Source organism: Humiphilus diazotrophicus, assembly GCF_059726315.1.
Map to the genome: position 1 here is coordinate 2386282 of NZ_AP040870.1, position 22656 is coordinate 2408937.

The window sequence follows — 22656 nt, forward strand, 5'->3', positions numbered from 1 at the left end:
TATATGAATTCTCCATGAAAGCAAAAAGGGCCAGCTGGAAGAAGCTGACCCTTTGACAAGGTTTTATAGGTTCTTGCTAGGGAAGTCTCTCGAATAAAACCGACGTTGCGTCATAGTCGCCTCGCAATCCGAGGTCTATTCCAAAGTTCATCAGATAGCTGCCACTAGCTTCCGCAGGAACCTGGGCCTTTCGTTCATCCAACGCGGTGAGACGATAGCGTGCCTTCGGATCCAGCCCACGCAAATAGAGTTTGGGATAAGGATTTCCAAAGTTTTGAGAATGTTGGTAAGCAAAAAGAACAGCTTGCTTACCATCTTCAGAGACATACTCGGTTGCTGAGGCGGCATTCTTCTCCGGCTCCCGTAACCGGTACAAATTTCCCTTCTGGACTGTTGCTCGAATCTTCTTGTAATAGCTGACAAAATTCTGTCCTTTTACCAGATCTTCTTCCGACCACTTATTCAAATTCCCGCCAATCCCGAGAGAACCCTCCATCGCAGCAAGGAAACGGAAATCCAGAGGAATAGAGCGGAAATCTGCAAAGTTCGGCACATCTGTCACCCAAGCCATCATGACAGCCGGAGTGTACGCGTGACTGAAACCATTCTGCAGAATCAATCGATCGTAAGCATCGGTGTTATCCGAAGTCCAAACCTCTTCTGTGCGACGCAAGATCCCCAGATCGACGCGCCCTCCACCGCCGGAGCAGGACTCAATTTCCAGCTTTGGATGCTTCGCTCGCAGCCTGTCGATAATGTCGTACAGATTTTCGACGTACTTTACATAGATCTTCTTCTGGTCCGGCAAGGGAGCAGCATCCCAGCCGGGATCGGACCAGTTGCGGTTGTAATCCCACTTGAGAAAAGCAATATCGTTTTCTGTCACTAACTTGTCCAGCACCGAGAAGATGTACTCTTTCACATCATTCCTTGCCAGATTCAGTAGCAGTTGGTTCCGTCCTTCAATGCGTGGGCGGCCGGGGAAATTCATTGCCCACTCAGGATGCTTGCGATAAAGATCGCTGTCGGGATTCACCATCTCGGGTTCAACCCAGATGCCAAAGTCCATCCCCAGAGCATGAACGCGATCGATCATGGACTTCAGGCCATTCGGAAACTTTTGCTTATTCACGTACCAGTCTCCGAGTCCTCGATGATCATCATTGCGCTGCCCAAACCAGCCATCGTCAATCACGAAGCGCTCTACGCCCATCTTTGCTGCCTTTTCTGCAAGAGCAAGTTGACCCGCTTCATTGACGGCAAACTCGGTTGCCTCCCAGGAGTTGTAGAGAACGGGACGAATTTTAGAAGAGGGGTGACCGGGCAAGATTTCGGCCTGTTGAAAATGATGCAGAATGCGAGAGGCCGCACCTTGTCCCTTCGAAGTAAAACCTGCATAAAAGGGCGGTGTTTGCAGTGACTCCCCTGCTGCTAAGTGATACTGAAAATCGAAGGAGTTATAACCACCGGTTACCCGAATCTGATCCCAAGAGGTGTCTTCAACCGTAATTCGCCAGCTTCCACTCCACCCTAATTCGCCAAACCAGACAGGGCCATTCTCTTCTGTCGTCTCCCCTTTCCGCGCCACAGCGAACCAGGGATTTGCTTGGTGAGAGGTGCTGCCTCTGCGGCTCTCTATCACATAGCTTCCAGGTTCAATGGATTCAGTATGGAGTTGCCATTCTCCAGCCCAACGGCCTGTCAACCGACTCCACTCGTACCCCTTTCCTACCGGGAGACTCCAGGTTGCAGAAGCTGCAGTTTCAAGCTCTACCGGGTCCTTACCCTTGTTTTCAATCTTCGACCAGCGGGCGATGATTCCTTGTTGCGGATAAACCTGGTAATAGAGATGGACATAGACAGGAGCAAGAATGTCCTTAAGAACCACCTCCAGCAGATTTCCCTCAATAGAGTGATTCTGATAATGCAGAACCAGGGAGCGGTTTCCATCCGAGGAAGTCGCCTTCAATGCCGGCTCAGTGTAGAGCCCTGCGCCCCAGCCCGCATATTCCTGTGGAGTGGTATTCGTGGTGAGATCGAAGGACGCCAGTTCGCGATTGCTATGCAATGAAGGAAGATCCTGGTCCTGTTCGATTCGCCCGCCCCAGTAGAGAGACTGGAGTTCTCCGCGCTCGTTCACGCCAAACGCATAAGTGGTCTCACCAGCCTCAAGTGTCCACAGCTTTTTGTCTGCCAGGTAATGGATTGCGTTCTGCGATAAAAGATGCGGCACGGCAAGAAAGACGGCCAGCAGAAAGACAGAAAGACGATGAGGCAAGTTGGTTCCTCCGATCGAAACAATAATTCCTCAGTACGGCAATTCGCCACATTCAGCCCTCCCCTTCCCGACCACAAGGTAAATACCGAACGGGGAGAGAGCCATCTCAACTTACGCTAGACGGCAGCCAGAAGGCAGCATATTCGCTCGCCGGAATTGTATACGTTTTCTCCGCTTATGGGAGGGGAGGACTTCCTCTTTTAAGCATCAGCTAAATCCTGTAGCACTTTTTCAGAAGCAAGTTCATTCGGTATAGGCGAAGTTATTTCTGACACCCACTATTCCGATAACGAACCCGGCCGCTTGGCTCAGGACCAGCGGCCAGGCTCCACGGATCTCTACTTCCCTCTGTCTCGGGAAATAGGTACAAGCTACTTCTTCAACACGAGAAGAACTGCGCTGGTTGGCTGCAAATTCAGATCGTAAATTCCATTCTGAGCAGAGACAATCTCGTTCGATGGCGACCCCACTAGCTTTCCATCTTTACTGCCGTCGAAAGTTTGACCACCGAAGGTAATTCCCGTAGTGGACTGATAGTTCGGTGCTGTCATACGAAACACCTGAGCATCTCCATATTCCGGAAGAGTCACGGCAAAATGGCCACCGAAAGAAACGTCTTTATTCAAGATGGCAACATATACAGTATTGGACTGGTCGATCGTTGCCCAGACCTTGATATTTGAGTTCGTCTGTACTCGAACAGGAAGAAACTTTGCGTGATTACCCGTAGCCTTCTGGAAGAAGAGCATGCCGTAGTACAGCGGATTCACCTGGGTCAGGGAGAAGATGTTTCCATGAGGTCCGTCATTGACGACCTTCATCGTCAACGCACAATAAGTGCAGCCACTCATTCCATGCCAATTGACTCCATCGACGCCCACATTTGCGTATTCAAACATGTTGTCAACGGCCCAGAGAGCAGAACCGAAGGCATTGCTGATGCCCGGCACTCCGCCCACATCGATGGAATTGATTTCGCCGATCCGGAATTGCTGCCCCTTGCTGTGCGCAATTTTCACGCTGTTTGCGACTGACGATGCTCCATAAGTAGAAGCCGCCGGAGTAAGGAGAAAATCGCTGGCGTATTTCTCGCCATTATCCTGCTTCGCACCATACAAGTGGTGAGTGATGATCGAGGTGTTCGCTGATTCCTGCGCCTCAAAAGTCGAGAGGTACTGTGTCAGAGTCTTAACCTCCCCCCAAGAGGGGCCCATCAGGTGCGTAGAACTTGGCAACGCGGAAAGAATGCTCTGACGCCACTGCCCATACTGCTGCAGAAAACCATTGATGACGTAGCTCCTTGGCCTTCTGCCGTTATAGATGTAATCGTCAGGCTCATTACCGATTTCAATAGCTTCGACAGTATTCGCAGGCATGTGCGAGGCATAGAACTGAGCCTGTGCCGTGGCCATATCGACATCACCTGCAGCGAGATTTACTCCAAAGGTGAAGTGCACATTCATGTCCGTCGCCAAAGAAGAATACGCCGCAAAAGCAACAGCAGTATCATTCGTTGGCCAGCTTGACGCATCCGTACTACCGCCGCCGACACGAATCAGAAACGGAGCATCATGGCCCTCCATCAGGTTCTTGAGCAACTGACGGTAAATGGTGTTGACCTTAACAGCAGGCCATCCCATATACCACGATCCATCGCCCCATTCATAGGACGCCCCAAGGAAATTCTGCGAGATGGCATTTCCCGGTGTCAGTGTGATCATTGCAGTATCGGCAGGCATCGTTATTACCGGAACGGAAATAGCATTGCCTGTAGCTCCACCGGGATCGGGGTTCCGTATCGAAAAGGAAACGGAGTTGGAAGAAAGCAAGGCACTGCTAACAACGGCAGTGATTTGCGATGAATTCTTATAAGTTGTGCTTAGCGGCGTGTTGTTTGCCAGAACCGTCGAACCGGAGACGAAGCCCTCTCCCGCCAAAGTGATTGTCACATCGGCTCCTGCTAATAGTTCCGACGGCTGGGAAGCCGTAAGATTGGCCATCGGATTGAGGATGCTCTCCGTCAATGTTGCAGAAGCTGATGGACTCGCAACGGTGGTGGCTTTAATAGATACAGTATTGGGATTCGGAAGAGCCGCGGGAGGAGTATAGAGTCCACTCGAAGAGATAGTTCCAACTGAACTATTGCCGCCCAATATCTCGTTAACGCTCCAAGTCACGGCTGCCGATGTAGTTCCATTCACCAGAGCAGTAAATTGCACCGTCGAACCAACGCGCACGGAATTTGCACCAGAAACGGAGACTTGCGGCGCCGAAGGATTTGAGCCTCCCGTCGGACTTCCTCCTGACGTTCCTCCCGATGATCCGCCTGTAGAACCACCCGGTGTATTTACAGAACTGTTTACACTAGTCCCACAACCAACGAGCAAAAGGATCGCGACAAGAAACAGAGAGAGACTGGTGCGCCCAAAAGGCATAAGAAGGTCTCCTGTTTCCGCATCTGAAGCTGAAGATTTTCAGGCTCTTACACAACTGCTCGGAATTGACTCAAACGAAAATGGAAAAACGAAAGGCGTGCTTATTTCGAAACCTACAGACCGGCAGTAAAAATCCAGCAATTACGGAAACTAGCCTTCTACTTCTGCATGTAAACGTCCAAGAATCGGACACTTCGATTAGAAGTCACTAAACAATGGAATCGAACACAGATGATCGAATGTAACTTCTTGATTCATAAAAAGAAAGAAGGCGAGCCATTGCTTCGGCTCGCCCCCAATCCAGACACTTTAGGTTGTATTACTTACTAATAGTTAACATCACCGCACTGGTTGGCTGAATGGAGATACTGTAAGCACCGTTTGAAGAGCTCAGTGTCTCAGACGAAGGACTTCCAACCAGCTTGCCGTCAAAGCTGCCATCGAGTGTCTGACCATTGATGGAGACACCTTCAGTAGATTGATAGCTAGGCGCCACTAGTCTTTCGATCTGCGCCGTTCCGCTATAGCCAGGGACGGAGACATTTACAGCTCCATCGAAGGACTTATCCTTGTTGATTACAACAACGCGGACCACGTTGTTCTTGTCAATCGTCGCCCAGGTCTTTACGTTGGCGTTGGTATTCACTTTGACATCGAGCAAGCGGGTACCGTGCAAGGTCGCATCCTGGAAGAAGAGCCATCCATAGTAGATTGGATTTATCCGTTCAAGAGTATAGATTCCTTGGCCGCCAACCGAGGCTTTCCCAAAAGTGAAGGCACAGTATGCACAACCATTGTTCGCAGCATGCCAGTTAACCCCGTCGACACCGGACTTGAGCAGCTCAAACATTGCGTCAACTGCCCACAAGGCGGAGCCAAAGGTGTCACTGATTCCGGAAATGCCACCTTCGTCGATTGAGTTGATTTCACCGATGCGGAACTTCTGCGAACGCTTATGAGCCTCTGCCACATAGGAAGCTACATACTTTGCGCCTTCAGTGGCTGCAGTATCGGATAACAGAAAATCCTTCGCATACCCACCGATGTATTGATGCCCGGGATACCAATGCTCGCTGACGTAATTGACCTTGGACTGCTGTCCATTCTCGAAGGCAGTAAAGTCCTTTGGCAGAGAAGGCAGGTTTGCCCATGCAGGCCCCATAAACTTGACGGAACTGCCAACAGCTGACTGAATGTTCTTGCTCCAGTTTCCAAAGTCGTCATTGTAATCGGTGAAAGAATAAGAACTGGTCCTATAACCACGGGTAATATAGGTATCCGGTTCGTTCCCGAGTTCGAAAGCGGCAATCGATCCGGAGGGCATCTGATTCATATATGCCTTGGCCTGATCAACCGCTAGATTCACATTGTCAGAACCGAGATTGACGCCCAAGGTGAAGTGAACACCCGTTGCCTTCGCCAGTTCGGCAAAGGGAGGAATGGTTCTATCCGTGGGCTCACCCGTACTGTCTGTGCTTCCGCCCCCGATACGAATAATGAAGGGATAGGATGCATTGAGCATCAGGTTCTTCAACAACTGGCGGTAGATCCAGTTTGTACCGATCTGCGTTGAACCTAGAATATTCTCCGCATCGCCCCACTCATGCGAGAGGCCGAGGAAATCGGGCGGAACCCAGCGGCCAGGCGTCAGGTCGACCGTTGCCGAGGCTGTATTTCCAGAGGAAACAGCTACCCAGAATTTGGAACTCTGCGCGGCTCCGGGACTAGGATTATGTGCCGAGAAACTTACCCAGGTGGTACCACTGCCAGGAGTGTAGGTTACCTGCACTGCATCCGGTGACTGATAAGTTGTCTTCACCGCAGTGTCGGAAACAAGAATCGTAGTGCCGGGCGTAAAGCCAAAACCACGAATCGTAACAGTATTGGACTTACCCGGTGTCAGCTTAGCAGGACTAGTCTCATTAATCGAGGGAACAGGATTCAGCAGAGACAGCTGGTAAGTGGCATATGCGGCAGGATTGGACACGAGTGCGCCAGTGACAGTCACCGTGCTGCTGCTAGGCATTGTCGCAGGGGCCTGATATAGGCCGTTGCTGGAGATTGTGCCGCCTCCCTGCACTTTCCAGGTGCAAGCCGTGCTTCCCGGACCAGTGATGCTCAAGGTGAACTGCGTGCTCAATCCCAGTCTTGTCGTACCAGTGTTGACGCCTTCTGCATTATAGGCATCGACAGTCACTTTCTTTACAGCTATAGGAATGGAGAAGCCGGCGGTCGTTCCACCACCAGGGCTTGGACTTTTAACCGCAAACGTATAGCTGCCGGTTGCATTGTCGGCAACCGCAAGATTAGTCGTCAGCTGTGTGGACGATACATAGGTTGTATTCACCGCCGAACCGTTCAGCAATATTGTGCTTCCGGGAACAAAGTAGTTTCCGAAAACGGTGACGGTCTGCGTAGTCGCTGTAGCTAGCTGAGTCGGATAGATGGTCCGAATCGAAGGAATCGGATTTTCCAGATACATCGTGTAAGAAGATGAAATCGAGGAATTCGAAGTCAATTTAGCTGTCACGACTACTTGACGATTCGAGGGCATTGAAGCTGGAGCCGAGTACATTCCGCTGGAAGAAAGTGAACCCGCGCCGCTGAGGCTCCAATTAACAGTTTTAGTGGTGGAGTCTCTAACAGTAGCGACCACGGAAACGCTCGCGCTTAAGCGAGCCACTCCAGCGTTGGTTCCATCGCCGGAATAAGCCGACAAAATGATTGAAGGGGTAGTGAAGCCGTAAAGATTCTTGGCACCTACGAATTGTAGGGCTAGGAGTGCAAAAAGAGTGAGCGCACACTGCGACACTGAGCGTTTCATGAATTTCATGACAACTCGCCTTTGAACTAATTTGTTTGGGCAGAAAGTGCAAACGGCTTACTAGGTTGTCTTGCATTCTTTACGCGCTTCTGTCCACGAAGGGATCAAACGCTTTATAAGGTGTTGAACTATTACTAGCATGGCTTGTGATCGTATCCAAAGGATAAGCACAAGCAAATTTCAATAAAAGTTACAGCTAAGACTGATAAATTTCCTCAATCAACACTGGGCATTATTTACGGTGCAATTCCAAGATTTGACGATCACGATCTTTGGAATTAGTATGCCGCGCACTTACAAGTTCCTCTCTCCCCGTCAGAACCTGCCTATGCTCTTTCACCGCTACCGGAAATCGATTCTGTCGATCCAGGCAAGCCGCTTCTTGCTTTACTAAACGGTGACAACTGTCATCGTCTTTTCACACAAATAGTGCGGCGTTCCCAACATCTATCAAGAACGCTTCATACGATTAGCACTCGCTGCTTTTCACGGCGCTTTTCTACGAATCGGGAAATCTTTACTGCTTAGGACTAACAGAGGATCTTCTCTCTGCAGTCCTTAAGATCTCACATGTCTTATTGATTTGTTATTGCAAGCATACAAGATTGATTCGATCTTGCAAGGGTAACTCCATACACCTTTGGTTGTAGACACTAAGAATAATTCCGATGAAAATGGCGGACATTTTCTGCGTAAGCTTAAGTCGCTTTGTTTCAGCGTTTACAGGAGACAAGAACGAGTGAGCAGATAACAAAATTGGAGATTTGTAATCCTTATTTGGAAAAGTCGAACGACGAAAACTAATCGATAATTTTCCTCTATGAGAGTTATGTGATTTATATCACTTATTAACACATAATCAGTGAGGGCGTAAGAATGATCAACAAACAGGCCCATATACATTGATCGATTCGCAATAACGTAATGCCTATTACAGCCCGATGAAGTTTTGCGGAAAGTTAAACCGTGAGGATTCTCGATTCTAAAGTTTCTAATGGAATATTGTTTCAGAAATGACGTATATTGGCTTCTCATATGAGATTTCAAGGTCGCGTTCTTGGACATTTGCTGCTCGCATTTTTCCTGCTGATCCCCGCAGCACTTCACTCACAGACGGCTCCACTCAACACCGACCCCAAATCGGGAGCTGTCAGGAATCTGCCAACAGTGGCCAATCCCAAATTACCCAGTCTCTTTCTGGTAGGGGATTCCACCGTTCGCAATGGCCGTGGCGATGGAGCAGGCGGGCAGTGGGGATGGGGTGAACCGCTGACGGCCTTCTTCGATACTTCGAAGATTAATGTAGTGAATCGTGCAATTGGAGGAAGATCCAGCCGTACCTATATCACCGAAGGACAATGGGAGGACACACTCGCCCTCATGAAAGCAGGCGACTTTGTCCTGATCCAGTTTGGGCACAATGATTCCGGACCACTCGACGACACGAGTCGTGCGCGGGGAACTCTACCTGGAGTTGGGGAGGAAACAAAGGAAATCGACAACCCCATTACGAAGAAGCATGAGGTTGTGCACACTTATGGATGGTATTTGCGGAAATATATCTCGGATACGATTGCAAAAGGTGCCACACCTGTCCTCTGCTCTCCCATTCCTAGAAAGATCTGGGAAAACGGGAAAGTCGTTCGTGGCACGGCAAGCTATGCCGGTTGGGCACAACAGGTCGCCGAAGCTCAGCACATCGGGTTTCTGGATTTGAATGGGAAGATTGCAGCCCGTTATGACAAGCTTGGAGAAACAGCGGTAGAAGCCTTCTTTGCCGATCCCCACACACATACCAGCCGGAGCGGAGCAGAGTTAAATGCCACCTGCGTCATATCGGCTCTTAAGCAATTGCCTAAAGAGCCGCTGACGCCGTATTTCTCGGCTAAAGCTGCGGACACGAGTACATGTTCGAAACAGTAATCGTAAAACGATCAAAAAGACCCCGAAGATTACTCTTCTTCGGGGTTTTCGTTCTTTAGGGCATGCTTTGCAGCAATTTCCTCCAGCTGCTTGCGCCAATCGAGGGATTCGACAAATCCACGCGATTCACGCCAATTCGGTTCAACGATCACATGCAGCTCTAGAAAGACGCGGGTTCCCAACAGAAATTCGATCTGCTTGCGAGCAGCTGAACCAATAGCCTTCAACTTACTGCCGCCCTTGCCAATAAGAATTGCCTTCTGTCCGTCGCGCTCGCAATAGATCGCAGCAGCGATCTTGGTCACCGGTAACTTAGCAGGCTGCTTTCCCTTTTTTACCGGGGGAAGCTCCGCCGGTTCCTCGAAGCGCTCAATCACAACGGCTGAAGCATAGGGTACTTCCTCCCCGGTCTCAAGCAGGATGCGTTCGCGAATTAACTCGGCAACGAGAAATCGCTCCGGTTGATCGGTAAATTGGTCCTTTGGAAAATATCTCTGGCCTTCCGGCAGATATCCCACAAGACTGGCTATTAGCCGATCGAGGCCATCCTTCTTGCGGGCAGAGATGGGAATTACCTCGGCAAAGGAGTGCAGGGCCGTCAATTCCGTAATCAACGGCAGAAGCTTCTCTCTCTCGATCAAGTCGATTTTGTTGATAACCAGAAGGACCGGACAATCAAGCTTGCGAACCAGCTGGAAGACAAACTCATCTTCCGATTTTCCGGCAGACTGCTTCTGCTCATCCGAATCACCTTCTTTTGCCACCTGAATGCGTCGCGTCGCATCCACGATCAACAAGACAGCATTGCGAGATTCAAGGGCGTCGTACACCTCTTGCATCATTCGCTTATCCAGAGCGGTAGTCGGCTTATGCACGCCGGGTGTATCGACAAGGACGATCTGAGCCGCCGGGTACTTGCCCTTCTTTGCAGGAACTTCCAAAATACCGCTGATACGGTTCCGCGTTGTTTGGGGCTTACTGGTTACGATCGCGATCTTCTCGCCGATCAGGGCGTTCAGCAGTGTCGATTTTCCCGCATTCGGGCGACCTAAAATAGAAACAAAACCTGAGCGCAATGCTGCCTCTCCATAAACATTCAACTAATTATCTACTGATTTACCAGGTGGGACACACGAAGACGCTCAATCCGACGATCGGTCGAGGCCAACACCTCAAACCGCAGCTCTTCGATTTGCACAACTTCGCCTGCATGGGGAATGCGTCCGACGCTTTCACTTACGAGTCCTGCGACCGTCGCCGCCTCCCACTCTTCATCCGGGTGCCAAGCCTCTTCCCCGAATAATTCCTGAAGACGGGATACTTCAAAGTTACCAGGCAATACCCACGAGCCATCTTCCTCATGAATTGGCTCGGTGCGTAGCGAAGCCTCTTCATGCTCGTCGCTGATCTGCCCTACGATCTCTTCCAACAGATCTTCAATCGTAACTACGCCGGCGACACCGCCATACTCGTCGATAACAATACACATGTGCTGCTTTTCACGCTGCATCTCGCGCAACAACACATTTCCCTTTTTCGTCTCAGGCACGAAAGCAGCCGGACGCTGAATACTCGCAACAGTACGTGTCCGCGCTTCTTCATCTGCGATTTGCAGCAGATCATGAGAGAAGGCGATACCAGTGATGTTGTCCAGCGAATCCTGGTAAACAGGAACACGCGAAAAAGGATGCTCCTTCAGCGATTGGAGGAAATCTTCCAAGGTCGTAGAACCTGGAACGGCAAACATATCCGGCCGCGGCGTCATTACCTCACGAACAATCCTGTCACCGAATTCGACAGCCGAGCGCACCAGCTCGCGATCGCTCTCCTCAAGGATTCCCTCTTCCTCTCCGGCCTCGATCAATGCTTCCACGGCCTCATTCGGAGAAGCATCCTCTTCCTTCGCCGCCGAGGGAGTCTCTGCCAAAGCAGCAATAGAAAGCAAGAAGCTGAGCAGGAGGGTAATCGGCATTACCAGGTAGAAGAGCATTCGCAGCACGGGTCGCAGACGCACGATCCACACGCCTCTCGTGCGAGTAAAGAAGACAAAGGGAAGCAGCCGGTTGAAAAAAATGATAACCAGAATAATGCCGAAGGCCGCCTGCGCCGCCTCTCCGAAGGATGGCCGATTTGTGCCCGAAGAGCCGTCGAAGAGCAGTGCTCCAAATAAGAGAGCAATGCATGCCGTCGTGAGCTGTGCGAGCACAGCAGAGCACAGGGCGATATTCTCCCGGCTGAGGCCAAGACGAGGCTCCACCAGCTGCTCCCAGGCATCGATGTTTTCCTGGAACTCGCGCGAGAGAAATTTCCCCATCTCCGAGTAGAGCCGGTCGACATACGAAACCAGCAGCAACACTGCCAGCATCAGCACAATCAGGATCACCGAGGGAAGAAGCATTACCTGCCCCCTCGGCGAGGCTTCGTGGCAGATACTCGTACAGCTTTCTTGGTTTTGGCTTTAGTGAACTTCCGGGACGCGGGCTTTTCCACCTGAACCGAGGCGCGCTGTATCAATCCCAAAGGCAACCCAAACCGTTTGCGAAGAGTAGCTTCCCGACGGGCCATCTGCCCATCGTCAACTTCATGATCGTATCCGGCCAGATGCAAGCTTCCGTGAAGAAGCAGGATCTTAACTTCCTCGCGCAGGCTGTGTCCGAAGCTTTCGGCCTGTCTGGCTGCAGTTTCGAGAGAAATCGCCAGATCTCCTGCAATTCCTGCGGACAGATCCGCAGCAGGAAACGATAAGACATCTGTCGGCTTGTTCTTCTTGCGAAAGCGACGATTCAGGTCCTGGATTGTTTTGTCGTTTGTAAGCAGGACAGATACCTCACCGCGCAGCCGTACCGCTGCACATGCCTCATTCAAGAAGCGTTCCAAGGTTCGCTTGCCGGGTAAAGCTGTCCGCCTGGACGAATCCGCCGCAGGGGACAAAGGTTGGAAAGGATCGAAGACGATCATGGGTTCTCGGGCCTGAGGGGCTTTCAGCTCAGGCCCTTCATCTCATGATGTTACAGCAAAGCACGAAACAGCCCTCCTACAGAGAAGCGTCCCAAAGAAAACAGCGCGGCTTTCCTCAATAGAAAAGCCGCGCTGTAACACCTTTGTTAAAAGCAGTTTAGCTCCGAACCGCTCTCTACTGGGGCTTGGCAACCTGATGAGATTCCCGGCCTGCAGGAAGATTCTGCGACTCTGAAATTGCCAACGGCAGTTCCTGCTGTTGACGGCCCGAACTATCGTAGGCGCGAATAATCCGCTGTACCAGATGGTGACGAACGACATCGGCATCTTCGAAATGGCAGAAGCGAATTCCCTCCACCCCTTCAAGGATATTGATCGCCTCAACCAAACCTGATTTCTTCGGGTTGGGCAAGTCGATCTGCGTGATGTCACCAGTGATCACGGCCTTGGAGTTGTTCCCAAGACGAGTCAGGAACATCTTCATCTGCTCACCGGTTGTGTTCTGCGCTTCGTCCATGATGATGAACGAATCGTTCAGAGTACGACCGCGCATGAAGGCCAACGGCGCAATCTCAATAACATTGCGCTCCAACATCTTATCGACGCGCTCCGGCTCCAACAGATCGTAAAGAGCGTCGTACAGTGGGCGGAGATAAGGATCTACCTTCTCCTGCAAGCTGCCGGGAAGAAATCCCAAACGCTCGCCAGCCTCTACGGCAGGACGAACCAACACAATCCGGCTCACCTTCTTCGCAAGGAGAGCAGCGGCAGCCATGGCAACAGCCAGATAGGTCTTTCCTGTTCCAGCCGGTCCGACACCGAAGACCATATCGTTTTGCTCGATAGCTTCGACATAACGGCGCTGATTGACAGAACGCGGCTGAACCATACGCTTAATCCCGGCAGAGCGCTGTTTTCCACTGTCGGCAAGAGAGCGCAAGGTTACTGCCGGATCGGCAACAACCAGCTTCAACATCCCATACAATTCGCCGTTGTGTAGGTTCACACCAGCTCGGCGCAACGACTCAAAGTCAGAAAAGATGCTCTGAACGCGAGCAATCCCTTCTGAACTTCCTTCCACATGAACAGCATCGGAACGCAGATCGATGCGAACGCCGAGGGAAGCTTCCATAAGCCTGAGATTTTCGTCGCGGGTCCCGAAGAGGGGCTCAAGGTTGGGCGTGATTTCCAGCGCTTTTTTCATCAAGCGGTGAAATAACCTCCGGTTGCGATCCTTGCGGGAATCGCCTGTTCAAGTTCGATTGTTGTGGGAGTACGAGACTCAGACGCATCATGCCAGCTTGCATCCATCCGGATGCTGCCAGCGAGCGGGTTGGGATTTAGCACCAAATCTTTCCCGTATCTGCGCTCAGAGTAGACCCACTGCGATACCACGTCAACTTCCGAAAACGTAAATTTTCTGTTCTTGATCCTCTCTGTGCATCCGTTCCCATTCCGGGTTCAAACGACATTTCGCAATAACTTGGCCTAAAGAATCCGGGGTTTTGTGCGATCAGAAGTGGATCGAAGAGATTATTTTCTATTGGTCCGGACGCTGGATGAACGACATCATCGCTACTTCTGCAAATTCCAACACCTCTGAAGTAGATTGATATGGCAACTGACCACCAATCGCCAACTTCGCTATCCCATGGACCAGAGACCACGCTGTCAGCGCGTGTTGTAGAGGATCTCTAATAATGAGATGCCTATCTTTCCGCCACGATTCGACAAAGGCGACAAGGGTATGAAAGGCTCGTTCCCCCGCCTCTAGGCACTCGGGAGACTTCTCCTTAATCGCTGGGATGTCGAACATTGCTGAAAAGTGCTGGGGATACCGTAAAGCAAATGCAATGTAGGCGAGACCTGCACGCTTCAGCTTCTCCAGCGCACTCTCTTCCGGCGCTGCAGCTACAAGCATTGCGTCCGTAAGCTCCTGAAATCCCTGCGTTGCGACGGCCGCTAACAATGCATCTTTATCGACAAAGTGGCGATACGGGGCATTGTGGGACACGCCTGCGCGTCGCGCTACCTCCCGCAAAGTAAAAGCTGTGGTCCCAACCTCGGCAATTAAAGCAAGTGCCGCTTCCAACAAAGCTCCCCGAAGATTGCCGTGATGATATGGCCGCTCAGAATCCATTTCTCAAAAATCTTATACGAAGATGTTGACAACAGCAACATCCAGTCGTAATCATAATGTTGCTATTGTCCACATTCGCTTTTGGAGAATTTATGAAGCAGACAGGTCTTCCATATAAGCAGCATTCCTGGGGAGAGAAATACGATGCCATCGTGATTGGGTCCGGAATCGGCGGATTAACGGCTGCCGCACTGATGGCGAAACATGCGGGAAAGAAGGTCCTGGTTCTCGAAAGGCATTACGTTGCCGGCGGCTTCACCCATGCCTTTCAAAGACCCGGCGGATATGAATGGGATGTTGGCCTGCATTACATTGGCCAGACACAGGAAGCATCCATGCCCGTTCGCAAGATGTTCGATCACCTGACCGAAGGGCGTCTGCAGTGGCAATCGATGCCGCCAGTCTATGATCGCGTCAAGATTGCCAATGAGCTATATGAATTCCCCTCCGGAATGGAAAATTTTCGTCGGCAGATGCTGGAGTACTTTCCTCGCGAAGGTAAGGCTATCGATCTCTACCTGGCGGCCATTTTGGCTGTAGGTAAGGCCTCAAGCTTTTATTTCATGGAAAAGGCGCTGCCCAATCCCATCGCTCGCTTGATCGGCGGTTTTCTCCGCTCCAAATTTCTCCGCTATGCAAGCAGGACGACGGCAGAGGTCATGAAGGAGTTCACCAGGAATCAGGAACTGATCGGAGTACTGACCGCCCAATGGATGGATTACGGACTCCCTCCATCGCAGAGCAGCTTCGCAATTCATGCCATGATTGCCTACCACTACATGGAAGGAGCCAGTTATCCGGTAGGCGGTGCTTCCGAAATATGCGCAGGTATCGCTCCCCTGATAGAACGCCAGGGAGGCAAGATCCTTGTCAATGCAGAAGTAAAAGAGATTTTGCTAGATGCGAATCAAACAGCCATCGGTGTTCGCATGACCGATGGCCGGGAAATCAATGCTCCACTGGTCATTAGCGATGCCGGAGCCCACAACACTCTTGAGCGCCTTCTGCCCTCCGAACTTGACTCAACTGCCAAGCTTCGCAGTGAAATCAATAGCATTCCAGCTTCAAGTGCACATCTGTGCCTCTATGTCGGCGTAAAACGGAGAGCGGGCGAACCAGAATTCCAGGGATCGAATCTCTGGGTTCATCCTAGCTACGATCATGACGCAAACCTCGCCAGATGTGCCGATTTCGGGCAGGCATCTTTTCCGCTGTTGTATTTCTCCTTCTCTTCCGCCAAAGATCCAGCATTTGCCGCACAACATCCCGATCTTTCGACCATGGAAGTCATTACACCGGCTCCCTATAAGTGGTTTGCCCAATGGAGCGATACTTCCTGGAAAAAGCGCGGTACCGACTACGACTCCATGAAACAGAAACTGGCAGAAGCCATGCTGTCATCGCTCTACGAGCACTTCCCTGCCACCAGGGACAGAGTCGAGCATTACGAAATCTCCACTCCGCTTTCCACTCGGCATTTCGCCAACTACCCTCAGGGCGAAATCTATGGAATAAGCGCAACTCCTGCCCGGTATTGCTTGCGCAGCCTTGGAGTGAAGACACCGATTCGTAATCTCTACTTCACCGGCCAGGATGCCTGCTCTCTGGGAGTAACAGGAGCACTGCTGGGAGGAGTGCTCACCTCATCGGTAGTCCTCAAGAAAAACATGATGGCGAAGGTCTTTGCCTGAGGAATTCGGGAATCACAGTATCCGGAACAGTTTTCTCTTCGCCTGCAGTCGTTCCCGATACAATTGATTTCAGAAGGGTTTGCCCTTATGCTCGAAAGCCCAATGAAACATTGACCAAAAGGGCCGATTTTAATAGACTTAGAGATTGCAGGGGATGCGGGATGCGAGTCTCTTCTGCCTGCATTCCATTTACAGAAGGACTTCATCGATGGCGAACCATGTTTCGGCGCTGAAGCGCGTCCGTCAAACAGCAAGAAAGACAGCAACGAACCGCGCAAACAAGAGCCGCGTCCGTTCAGTTCTTCGCGCAATGCGCGAGGCCCTGACCAAGGGCGATCTGACTGCTGCGCAGACGCAATTTCGCGTGACCGTTTCCCAGCTCGACAAGAGCGTTCATAAGGGAATTTTCCACAAGAACACCGTTTCCCGCTACAAGAGCCGCTTGAATGCGCGTCTCAAGGTCTTGGCAACCAAGGCTGCCTAAGCGGACTACAAGCATTTCTTAAGAGAGGCCGGAGACAAAACTCCGGCCTCTCTTTTTGCCTTCCCAGATTCTGCCTCACGCTGAACCTTTTCTTTCGATCTTGCGTATCTGTCTCCATTGCAGCTCTTCCTGCAACCGTCTTCATCCCTGAGTCAAATGGGTCGGGTCTCCACCCGATGCCGAGGAGCCTCTATGCATCTGATGGAAGATATTCGATACGCATTACGGCAGTTCGGAAAAACTCCAGGCTTTACAGCCACGGCAATTCTGACTTTAGCTCTCGGCATCGGAGCAACCACTGCCATCTTCACCTTAGTACACGCCGTACTACTGAAATCCTTACCGGTAGTAAAGCCGGAAGAGCTGTGGCGTGTAGGCAACGAAGAAAACTGTTGCGTTAATGGAGGAATGCAGGAGAACTGGTCACTTTTCTCCTACGAGCAATATCGATTGTTCCGGGACCATACACCGGGTTTTGAAGAGCTTGCAGCATTCCAGTCGGGAGGCAGCCTGATTGGCGTACGACGGGCAGGCAGCAGCAAGCCATCTGAATCGTTCACCAGTGAATATGTATCGGGTAATTACTTCTCGACCTTTGGAATCCCCGCCTATGCCGGACGCACAATTACACCGCAGGACGATGTAAAAGGTGCTCCGACCGTGGCAGTAATGAGCTTCCGCACCTGGAAGGAAAAGTTTGGTGGAGATAGCTCGGTTATTGGCTCGGGCTTTGTTATCAATGCACAACCGGTCACCGTCGTAGGGATTGCCCCTCCTGGCTTCTTTGGAGATAGAGTACGAAGCAATCCGCCTGCGTTCTGGATTCCTCTTGCGGCAGAGAGAGTAATTGAACCGACCAACGCTCTCATGGACGATCCGGCACTCGATTGGCTGGACTTAATCGGACGCGTAAAACCCGACGCCAACACAAACGCCATGGAAGCCCAGCTGCAAGTGCAACTGCGGCAGTTTCTTTTGAGCCCTGAAAGCAAAGTCGAGGAACGCGATAAATCTCTGGTACCCAAACAGACTCTGCATCTCTCTCACGGAGGCAATGGGGTACAGATGATGCGTGACGAGTACAAAGACGGACTGCACCTGCTAATGTGGGTCTCCAGCTTTGTGCTCCTGATCTCTTGCGCAAATCTTGCCAATCTCATGCTGGTGCGCGCCACGGCGCGAAAGCAACAGACTTCGGTGCGTTCGGCATTGGGAGCCTCTCGCTTCATACTCATTCGACAGGCATTAGTAGAAAGCATCGTATTAGCGGTAATGGGCGGACTTGTTGGAATAGGAATAGCCTTCGCCGGAACGCAAATGATCCTGTACATGGCATTTCGAAGCGAGTACGTGCCAATCCACGCGATGCCTTCCTTACCAGTACTCGCCTTTGCCCTTGCTGCATCGCTCTTAACCGGAATTCTCTTTGGAGTTGCGCCTGCCTGGATGACCGCAAGGGCCAATCCGGCAGAAGCCTTGCGTGGAGCAAATCGAGCAACGGGACACAAAGCCTTGGGCCAGAAAGCGCTGGTAGTTGTACAAGCGGCATTGTCCCTCGTACTTCTCTGTGCTGCAGGATTACTGACGCGAAGCCTGAGTAATATGCAAAGTCAGAACTTCGGCTTCGATACTACGAATCGCTACATTTTGCACATCGATCCACAGATGGCCGGATACAAACCGGAACAAACGGAACCACTCTATCGCCAGATCAAAGACAGGTTGACCTCGATTCCAGGAGTAAAGCAGGTCAGTTTCTCCCTCTATAGTCCGATGGAAGGGAATAACTGGGGAGAGGGTGTTTATCTCGAGGGCGAACCACCTCTCGCGCCAGGCACAAGGAATCACGGAGCTTCCTGGGTAAGAGTGAGCCCAGGATACTTTGACACCATCGGCACCAAGATCTTGGCTGGGCGGCCCATCAGCGAGCAAGATACTCCCACGACACATACAGTAGCTGTCGTAAATCGCTTCTTTGAAAAGAAGTACTTCAAAGATGGACACGCACTAGGGAAACACTTCAGCAACGACATGCGTTATCCCGGAGCCTTCGAGATTGTGGGCGTAACAGAAGACACTCACTACTGGGGAGCAACAAGCAAAATGCGCCCCATGTACTTCCTGGCGCAGGGACAGAGCGCACACATCCCAGATCCACGCTATGTCCAGTTCGAAAATCGTTCCGAATATCTAAACTCCGTTGAGATTGAAACACATGGCCCGATTGCCGGATTCGACTTCCAGATTCGCAGGGCGCTTTCGCAAATTAATCCGGATCTCGCGATCACACACTTCGAGAGCTTTGCCGACCAGGTGAAGGCTAACTTCACACAACAGTCGATGATCGCCAAGCTTACTTCTCTCTTTGGAATCCTGGCCCTAATTCTGGCCGCAATCGGGCTCTACGGTGTAACAGCATATTCTGTCGAACGCCGTACCAGCGAAATCGGCATTCGCATGGCCCTTGGAGCAAATCGCAAGAATGTGCTCAGACTTATTCTGCGTAGCGCCTTCCTGCAGATTGCAGCAGGACTACTGATTGGCATTCCGGCGACAATCCTGGGTGGACGAGCCATGGCGAACCAGCTCTTCGGCGTGAAACCATACGATCCGGCAATCCTGTTGATAACAACCTTTGTTCTTGGTTTGGCTGCCTTTATTGCTGCCCTTCTGCCAGCGCGTAGAGCGGCGAATACAGAGCCAATGAGGGCTTTGCGGACAGAGTAAAAAGACTAAGGAGAGATTTCTCGGAAAGCTCTAGTCCGTCTCAACCAGGTTAAAGCAGTGCGAACACAGGCCGTCTTCGAAGATCTCTGCTTCCGACTCGGGAAGTTCGCCGCACATTTTGCATTCGTGCACTTCGAGTTGGCGCTCCTGATGATCCAGCTTCTTTTGAGTTCCCAATGCTTCCTTGACGGGCATAGATGCGCTCTCCGTTTTGCAGCATTCGGAACCGAAGAATTCGGTCGTGCGCACGGTTATATCCAAAGGGGAGCACCCAGTGCAATCGAAAAACAACTTAGCTGGCTATCGAATTTTCTTGTCGCCTAAGTCATTCAAAAGAGTGAGACAAAAATCGAGAGAGCAGAAAAAACCGGTCTAGAACAAAGATGCTGAACTTTCTATCCTCTGCTATCCCATTCTTCCGGATGAACAGCAGCCAGAAAGAATGGGACGCAGCAGTTGTTGTTCTATCCCCCTCGGGACTCACGAATTCGGGAAAGGAGAATTCGCAATCAAATCGCAGAAATTAGGGCTCTTATAACCGGGAATGAACCTTTCGCAAACATCGGCCTTCACAGTGCCGAAGGTGGATTCCGGCTTATGTTCAAAACCGCTGAAGAAGGCCCTCACGATTTCGTCTTTAAAATTCTTGCGTGGATAAGCGGCAACAATTTCCTCACGCAGCTCCTTCGGGAAGCTTTCATATCCTTTCCCGAGAACATCGAGACCAACGCCTTTATTAAGCAGCTCCACTTCGGGCTGCATATACTGAGTCACTCCAGGGGTAGTGTGCAGCGCGATGGCGGTCCATGCCGTTTGAGCCTGATCTTCTGGGATATCGTGTGCGACCAGGAACTGCTTTGCCGCATTTGCCCCATCAACCTCGAAACGCTCCGTCGCACTGCTGAACTTCTTTACAAGCCCCATGTCGTGAAAAGCAGCACTCACATAAAGCAGCTCCGCATCGAACTTCTTTTGCTGCTGGCGACCAATCTCCGCAGCGAAGAAATACACGCGCAAGGAATGATTGAAGAGCAGTGGCGTTCCATACTCTTTCAAAATTTCCGTTGCTTCCTGAACGAGCGTCGTATCTGGAATACGAATTGCCGAGGCTGTCTGTATCATTGTTTCCCTCCATATCGAGCTGACAAGAGAGAGGCTAGTAGCTCCGTCGAAAGGCAGCAACGACATAGATCCGACAATTTAGGACTTTTCCTCTACCTGTTTCCGTAAGATTTCTTTATGCGCCGTATCGTCCTTACCGGACCACCACCTGTTCAGATCCTGGATATCGCCGGCCCACTCGAAGCTTTTGCAAGTATCTCCGATTACGACATCGTGCTATGCACTCCGGATAAAGACCCCATGCTGCAGACCCATAGAGGATTCCCAATCGGAGGAGCAATCCCATTGGCTGATGTCAGAGGTCCTGTCGATACTCTTCTGATTGCCGGCGGACCGGGTGCCGAAAGCGGAAGCTATGATCCAGTGCTCCTCGACTGGATCAGGCAAACGGCAAAGCAATCGAGACGAATTGCGTCTATATGCACGGGAGCATTTGTTCTTGCCGCAGCGGGCATACTGGATGGGAAGCAGGTCGTAACGCACTGGTCCTTTTGCGACAGGCTCGCCCGGGAATTTCCCTCCGTTACCGTCAGACCAGACCCTATCTTCCTGAAAGATAGCAATGTTTACACGTCTGCGGGGATAACTGCAGGAATTGACTTATCTCTGGCCCTCATCGAAGAGGATCATGGACACGATGCCGCACTTACAGTAGCACGGCAGTTAGTTATGTTTCTCGTACGGCCCGGCGGGCAGGCTCAATACAGCCACATGCTCTCCCGACAGGCACGCACTTCGCAGCCTTTGCGCGAGTTACAAGTCTGGATCATGGAGAATCTCAGAGAAAATTTAACCGTCGAAAAGCTCGCGCAGCAAATCGGATTAAGCCCACGCCACTTTACACGAATCTGCTTGCGCGAGACAGGAATAAACCCTGGACAGCTGGTCGATAGAATGCGAGTGGAAGGAGCACAGCAGATGATTGATAGCTCCACTCTCGGATTAAAAGAGATAGCTGACGCCTGTGGCTTCCGGGATGTTGATTCGATGAGAAGAGTCTTTCTCCGGATCCTTGGCGTCAGTGCCGGCGATTACATGCGTCGTTTCAAGCGCTAAAACAATTTAGGCATTAATACACGCACAAGGAAAGTACCTTAAACACCAACCCTGCCTACATACAAAAACAAGATAGAAAGAAAGCAATAAGTCGCCAAACAATGGTAATGTAGAAATCTCCATCCCCCTTGGAGCATTACGACCATACCATCGATGCCGGAGGACAACTTAATGGCGGCATTGCCCCGATATCGACTGCCATTGGTGGCATGTTTACTGCTGAGTCTTGCGCAACTATTGCTCGCGCAAACTTCTACCGAACGCTCCAAGCCTCAGGACAGCGAACGGCAGATCAAAGCCGTGCTCAAGAAAGCACGGGAATCTTATCATATGCACGATTTTGCAACTTATGCGCAACTTCTTGCAGATTCCTTTACGGCTATACACGTAGATGGGACAGTAACGCCCCGCTCCAGATGGCTAGAGGTGTTAAAGAGCAATCTCACAAGCCCGCAAGGCATACAAGAAACAATTACCCCGCCCGCCGAAAATGAGATCGATATTCATCTTTACAATGGAAACACTTCTGCACTTGCCTTCTATCCCTTTCAAGAACACGACAACTATTACGGCAAGAAGATAGATGTGTCCTTTTCCAGGCAAGCTACTCTCATCAAACAGAACGGAGAATGGAAGATAGCTTCCTTTGTAACAGTGCCTTCCGGATCGCAGGCTGGAGCTCCAATAGTTGCTCATGCCGTTACAGAATATCCTGGCAGGTATCAGCTCGGCCCCAATCTTCAGCTTAAGCTCAAACCTGAAAATGGAATTCTCCTGATACAAGTAAGTAACGATCCCAAATGGTATTCGATGGTCGAGTTGGAAGAAGATATCTACTCAGCAAGAAATCTTGAGACTCCTGGTTATCTCGTGTTTCTGCGAGATCATACAGGGAAGGTCAATCGCGTTGGCTTTCACTTTGAAGGGAAATACGTGATATATCCGAAGTCACAAAGTGCGGGTCCGTAGAAAAAGATCGAGTACCTCTAAAGCAATGCTCTAATAGAAGGCCTTTGTT

16 protein-coding genes are annotated in these 22656 nt (G+C 51.0%); 6 read left to right on the forward strand and 10 right to left on the reverse strand.

Annotated features, from left to right (window positions below; genetic code table 11):
- Positions 1 to 76: 76 nt before the first annotated feature.
- From AC6I7T_RS10830 to AC6I7T_RS10840, 3 genes are all read right to left on the reverse strand, one after another.
- Positions 77 to 2278, reverse strand: a complete 2202-nt coding sequence (locus tag AC6I7T_RS10830; protein ID WP_497793403.1) for an alpha-galactosidase — start codon at positions 2276 to 2278, stop codon at positions 77 to 79.
- Positions 2279 to 2649: 371 nt separating this feature from the next.
- On the reverse strand, positions 2650 to 4713 hold the full coding sequence (locus AC6I7T_RS10835; RefSeq protein ID WP_497793404.1) for a glycosyl hydrolase family 79 C-terminal domain-containing protein: 2064 nt from the start codon (positions 4711 to 4713) through the stop codon (positions 2650 to 2652).
- Positions 4714 to 5032: 319 nt separating this feature from the next.
- Complete coding sequence (locus AC6I7T_RS10840; RefSeq protein ID WP_497793405.1) at positions 5033 to 7546, reverse strand: glycosyl hydrolase family protein; 2514 nt, start codon at positions 7544 to 7546, stop codon at positions 5033 to 5035.
- A gap of 1026 nt (positions 7547 to 8572) precedes the next feature.
- On the opposite strand from AC6I7T_RS10840, the gene AC6I7T_RS10845 reads away from it, so the two are divergent.
- Positions 8573 to 9460: a rhamnogalacturonan acetylesterase gene (locus AC6I7T_RS10845; protein WP_497793406.1), complete on the forward strand. Its 888-nt coding sequence runs from the start codon at positions 8573 to 8575 to the stop codon at positions 9458 to 9460.
- Between the two features lie 29 nt (positions 9461 to 9489).
- Here the strand turns inward: AC6I7T_RS10845 and era are convergent, their stop codons facing one another.
- The 5 genes from era to AC6I7T_RS10870 all read right to left on the reverse strand — a co-directional run bounded on the left by era (position 9490) and on the right by AC6I7T_RS10870 (position 14558).
- Positions 9490 to 10536 (reverse strand): GTPase Era, encoded by a 1047-nt coding sequence (era, locus tag AC6I7T_RS10850; protein ID WP_497793407.1) that lies wholly within the window; start codon positions 10534 to 10536, stop codon positions 9490 to 9492.
- A 32-nt stretch (positions 10537 to 10568) separates the two neighbouring features.
- The gene (locus AC6I7T_RS10855) at positions 10569 to 11858 is read right to left on the reverse strand and encodes a hemolysin family protein (RefSeq protein WP_497793409.1); all 1290 of its coding nucleotides are present in this window, start codon (positions 11856 to 11858) and stop codon (positions 10569 to 10571) included.
- Positions 11858 to 12418, reverse strand: a complete 561-nt coding sequence (ybeY, locus tag AC6I7T_RS10860; RefSeq protein ID WP_497793411.1) for an rRNA maturation RNase YbeY — start codon at positions 12416 to 12418, stop codon at positions 11858 to 11860. The genes AC6I7T_RS10855 and ybeY overlap by 1 nt, the downstream gene beginning before the upstream one ends.
- Positions 12419 to 12593: 175 nt before the next feature.
- Positions 12594 to 13625 carry a PhoH family protein gene (locus tag AC6I7T_RS10865; RefSeq protein ID WP_497793412.1) on the reverse strand — a complete coding sequence of 344 codons (1032 nt, stop codon included), beginning with the start codon at positions 13623 to 13625 and terminating at the stop codon, positions 12594 to 12596.
- 333 nt (positions 13626 to 13958) lie between these two features.
- Positions 13959 to 14558 (reverse strand): TetR/AcrR family transcriptional regulator, encoded by a 600-nt coding sequence (locus AC6I7T_RS10870; protein ID WP_497793413.1) that lies wholly within the window; start codon positions 14556 to 14558, stop codon positions 13959 to 13961.
- Between the two features lie 92 nt (positions 14559 to 14650).
- Here AC6I7T_RS10870 and AC6I7T_RS10875 point away from each other — a divergent pair, with 92 nt between their 5' ends.
- The 3 genes from AC6I7T_RS10875 (at position 14651) to AC6I7T_RS10885 (ending at position 19460) form a co-directional block, all read left to right on the forward strand.
- Positions 14651 to 16249 (forward strand): phytoene desaturase family protein, encoded by a 1599-nt coding sequence (locus tag AC6I7T_RS10875; RefSeq protein WP_497793414.1) that lies wholly within the window; start codon positions 14651 to 14653, stop codon positions 16247 to 16249.
- 208 nt (positions 16250 to 16457) lie between these two features.
- On the forward strand, positions 16458 to 16733 hold the full coding sequence (gene rpsT / locus AC6I7T_RS10880; RefSeq protein ID WP_497793415.1) for a 30S ribosomal protein S20: 276 nt from the start codon (positions 16458 to 16460) through the stop codon (positions 16731 to 16733).
- Positions 16734 to 16925: 192 nt separating this feature from the next.
- Entirely contained in the window at positions 16926 to 19460 is a 2535-nt protein-coding gene (locus AC6I7T_RS10885; RefSeq protein ID WP_497793417.1) for an ABC transporter permease, read from the forward strand.
- 30 nt (positions 19461 to 19490) lie between these two features.
- On the opposite strand, the gene AC6I7T_RS10890 is transcribed toward AC6I7T_RS10885, so the two are convergent.
- A complete protein-coding gene (locus AC6I7T_RS10890; RefSeq protein WP_497793418.1) occupies positions 19491 to 19655 on the reverse strand; it encodes a hypothetical protein in 165 nt (54 codons plus the stop codon).
- A gap of 285 nt (positions 19656 to 19940) precedes the next feature.
- Positions 19941 to 20582 carry an HD domain-containing protein gene (locus AC6I7T_RS10895; protein WP_497793419.1) on the reverse strand — a complete coding sequence of 214 codons (642 nt, stop codon included), beginning with the start codon at positions 20580 to 20582 and terminating at the stop codon, positions 19941 to 19943.
- 117 nt (positions 20583 to 20699) lie between these two features.
- Here AC6I7T_RS10895 and AC6I7T_RS10900 point away from each other — a divergent pair, with 117 nt between their 5' ends.
- Both AC6I7T_RS10900 and AC6I7T_RS10905 read left to right on the forward strand, forming a co-directional pair.
- Positions 20700 to 21638: a GlxA family transcriptional regulator gene (locus AC6I7T_RS10900; protein ID WP_497793420.1), complete on the forward strand. Its 939-nt coding sequence runs from the start codon at positions 20700 to 20702 to the stop codon at positions 21636 to 21638.
- 171 nt (positions 21639 to 21809) lie between these two features.
- Positions 21810 to 22607, forward strand: a complete 798-nt coding sequence (locus AC6I7T_RS10905; protein WP_497793421.1) for a nuclear transport factor 2 family protein — start codon at positions 21810 to 21812, stop codon at positions 22605 to 22607.
- The last annotated feature ends 49 nt before the right edge of the window (positions 22608 to 22656 follow it).

What these genes read in the sequence shown, in the direction of transcription:
- AC6I7T_RS10835 (WP_497793404.1), bottom strand. Translation starts at nt 4,713, where the DNA reads ATGCCTTTTGGGCGCACCAGTCTCTCTCTGTTTCTTGTCGCGATCCTT.
- AC6I7T_RS10840 (WP_497793405.1), bottom strand. Translation starts at nt 7,546, where the DNA reads ATGAAATTCATGAAACGCTCAGTGTCGCAGTGTGCGCTCACTCTTTTT.
- AC6I7T_RS10845 (WP_497793406.1), top strand. Translation starts at nt 8,573, where the DNA reads ATGAGATTTCAAGGTCGCGTTCTTGGACATTTGCTGCTCGCATTTTTC.
- AC6I7T_RS10855 (WP_497793409.1), bottom strand. Translation starts at nt 11,858, where the DNA reads ATGCTTCTTCCCTCGGTGATCCTGATTGTGCTGATGCTGGCAGTGTTG.
- ybeY (WP_497793411.1), bottom strand. Translation starts at nt 12,418, where the DNA reads ATGATCGTCTTCGATCCTTTCCAACCTTTGTCCCCTGCGGCGGATTCG.
- AC6I7T_RS10870 (WP_497793413.1), bottom strand. Translation starts at nt 14,558, where the DNA reads ATGGATTCTGAGCGGCCATATCATCACGGCAATCTTCGGGGAGCTTTG.
- AC6I7T_RS10875 (WP_497793414.1), top strand. Translation starts at nt 14,651, where the DNA reads ATGAAGCAGACAGGTCTTCCATATAAGCAGCATTCCTGGGGAGAGAAA.
- rpsT (WP_497793415.1), top strand. Translation starts at nt 16,458, where the DNA reads ATGGCGAACCATGTTTCGGCGCTGAAGCGCGTCCGTCAAACAGCAAGA.
- AC6I7T_RS10885 (WP_497793417.1), top strand. Translation starts at nt 16,926, where the DNA reads ATGCATCTGATGGAAGATATTCGATACGCATTACGGCAGTTCGGAAAA.
- AC6I7T_RS10890 (WP_497793418.1), bottom strand. Translation starts at nt 19,655, where the DNA reads ATGCCCGTCAAGGAAGCATTGGGAACTCAAAAGAAGCTGGATCATCAG.
- AC6I7T_RS10895 (WP_497793419.1), bottom strand. Translation starts at nt 20,582, where the DNA reads ATGATACAGACAGCCTCGGCAATTCGTATTCCAGATACGACGCTCGTT.
- AC6I7T_RS10900 (WP_497793420.1), top strand. Translation starts at nt 20,700, where the DNA reads ATGCGCCGTATCGTCCTTACCGGACCACCACCTGTTCAGATCCTGGAT.
- AC6I7T_RS10905 (WP_497793421.1), top strand. Translation starts at nt 21,810, where the DNA reads ATGGCGGCATTGCCCCGATATCGACTGCCATTGGTGGCATGTTTACTG.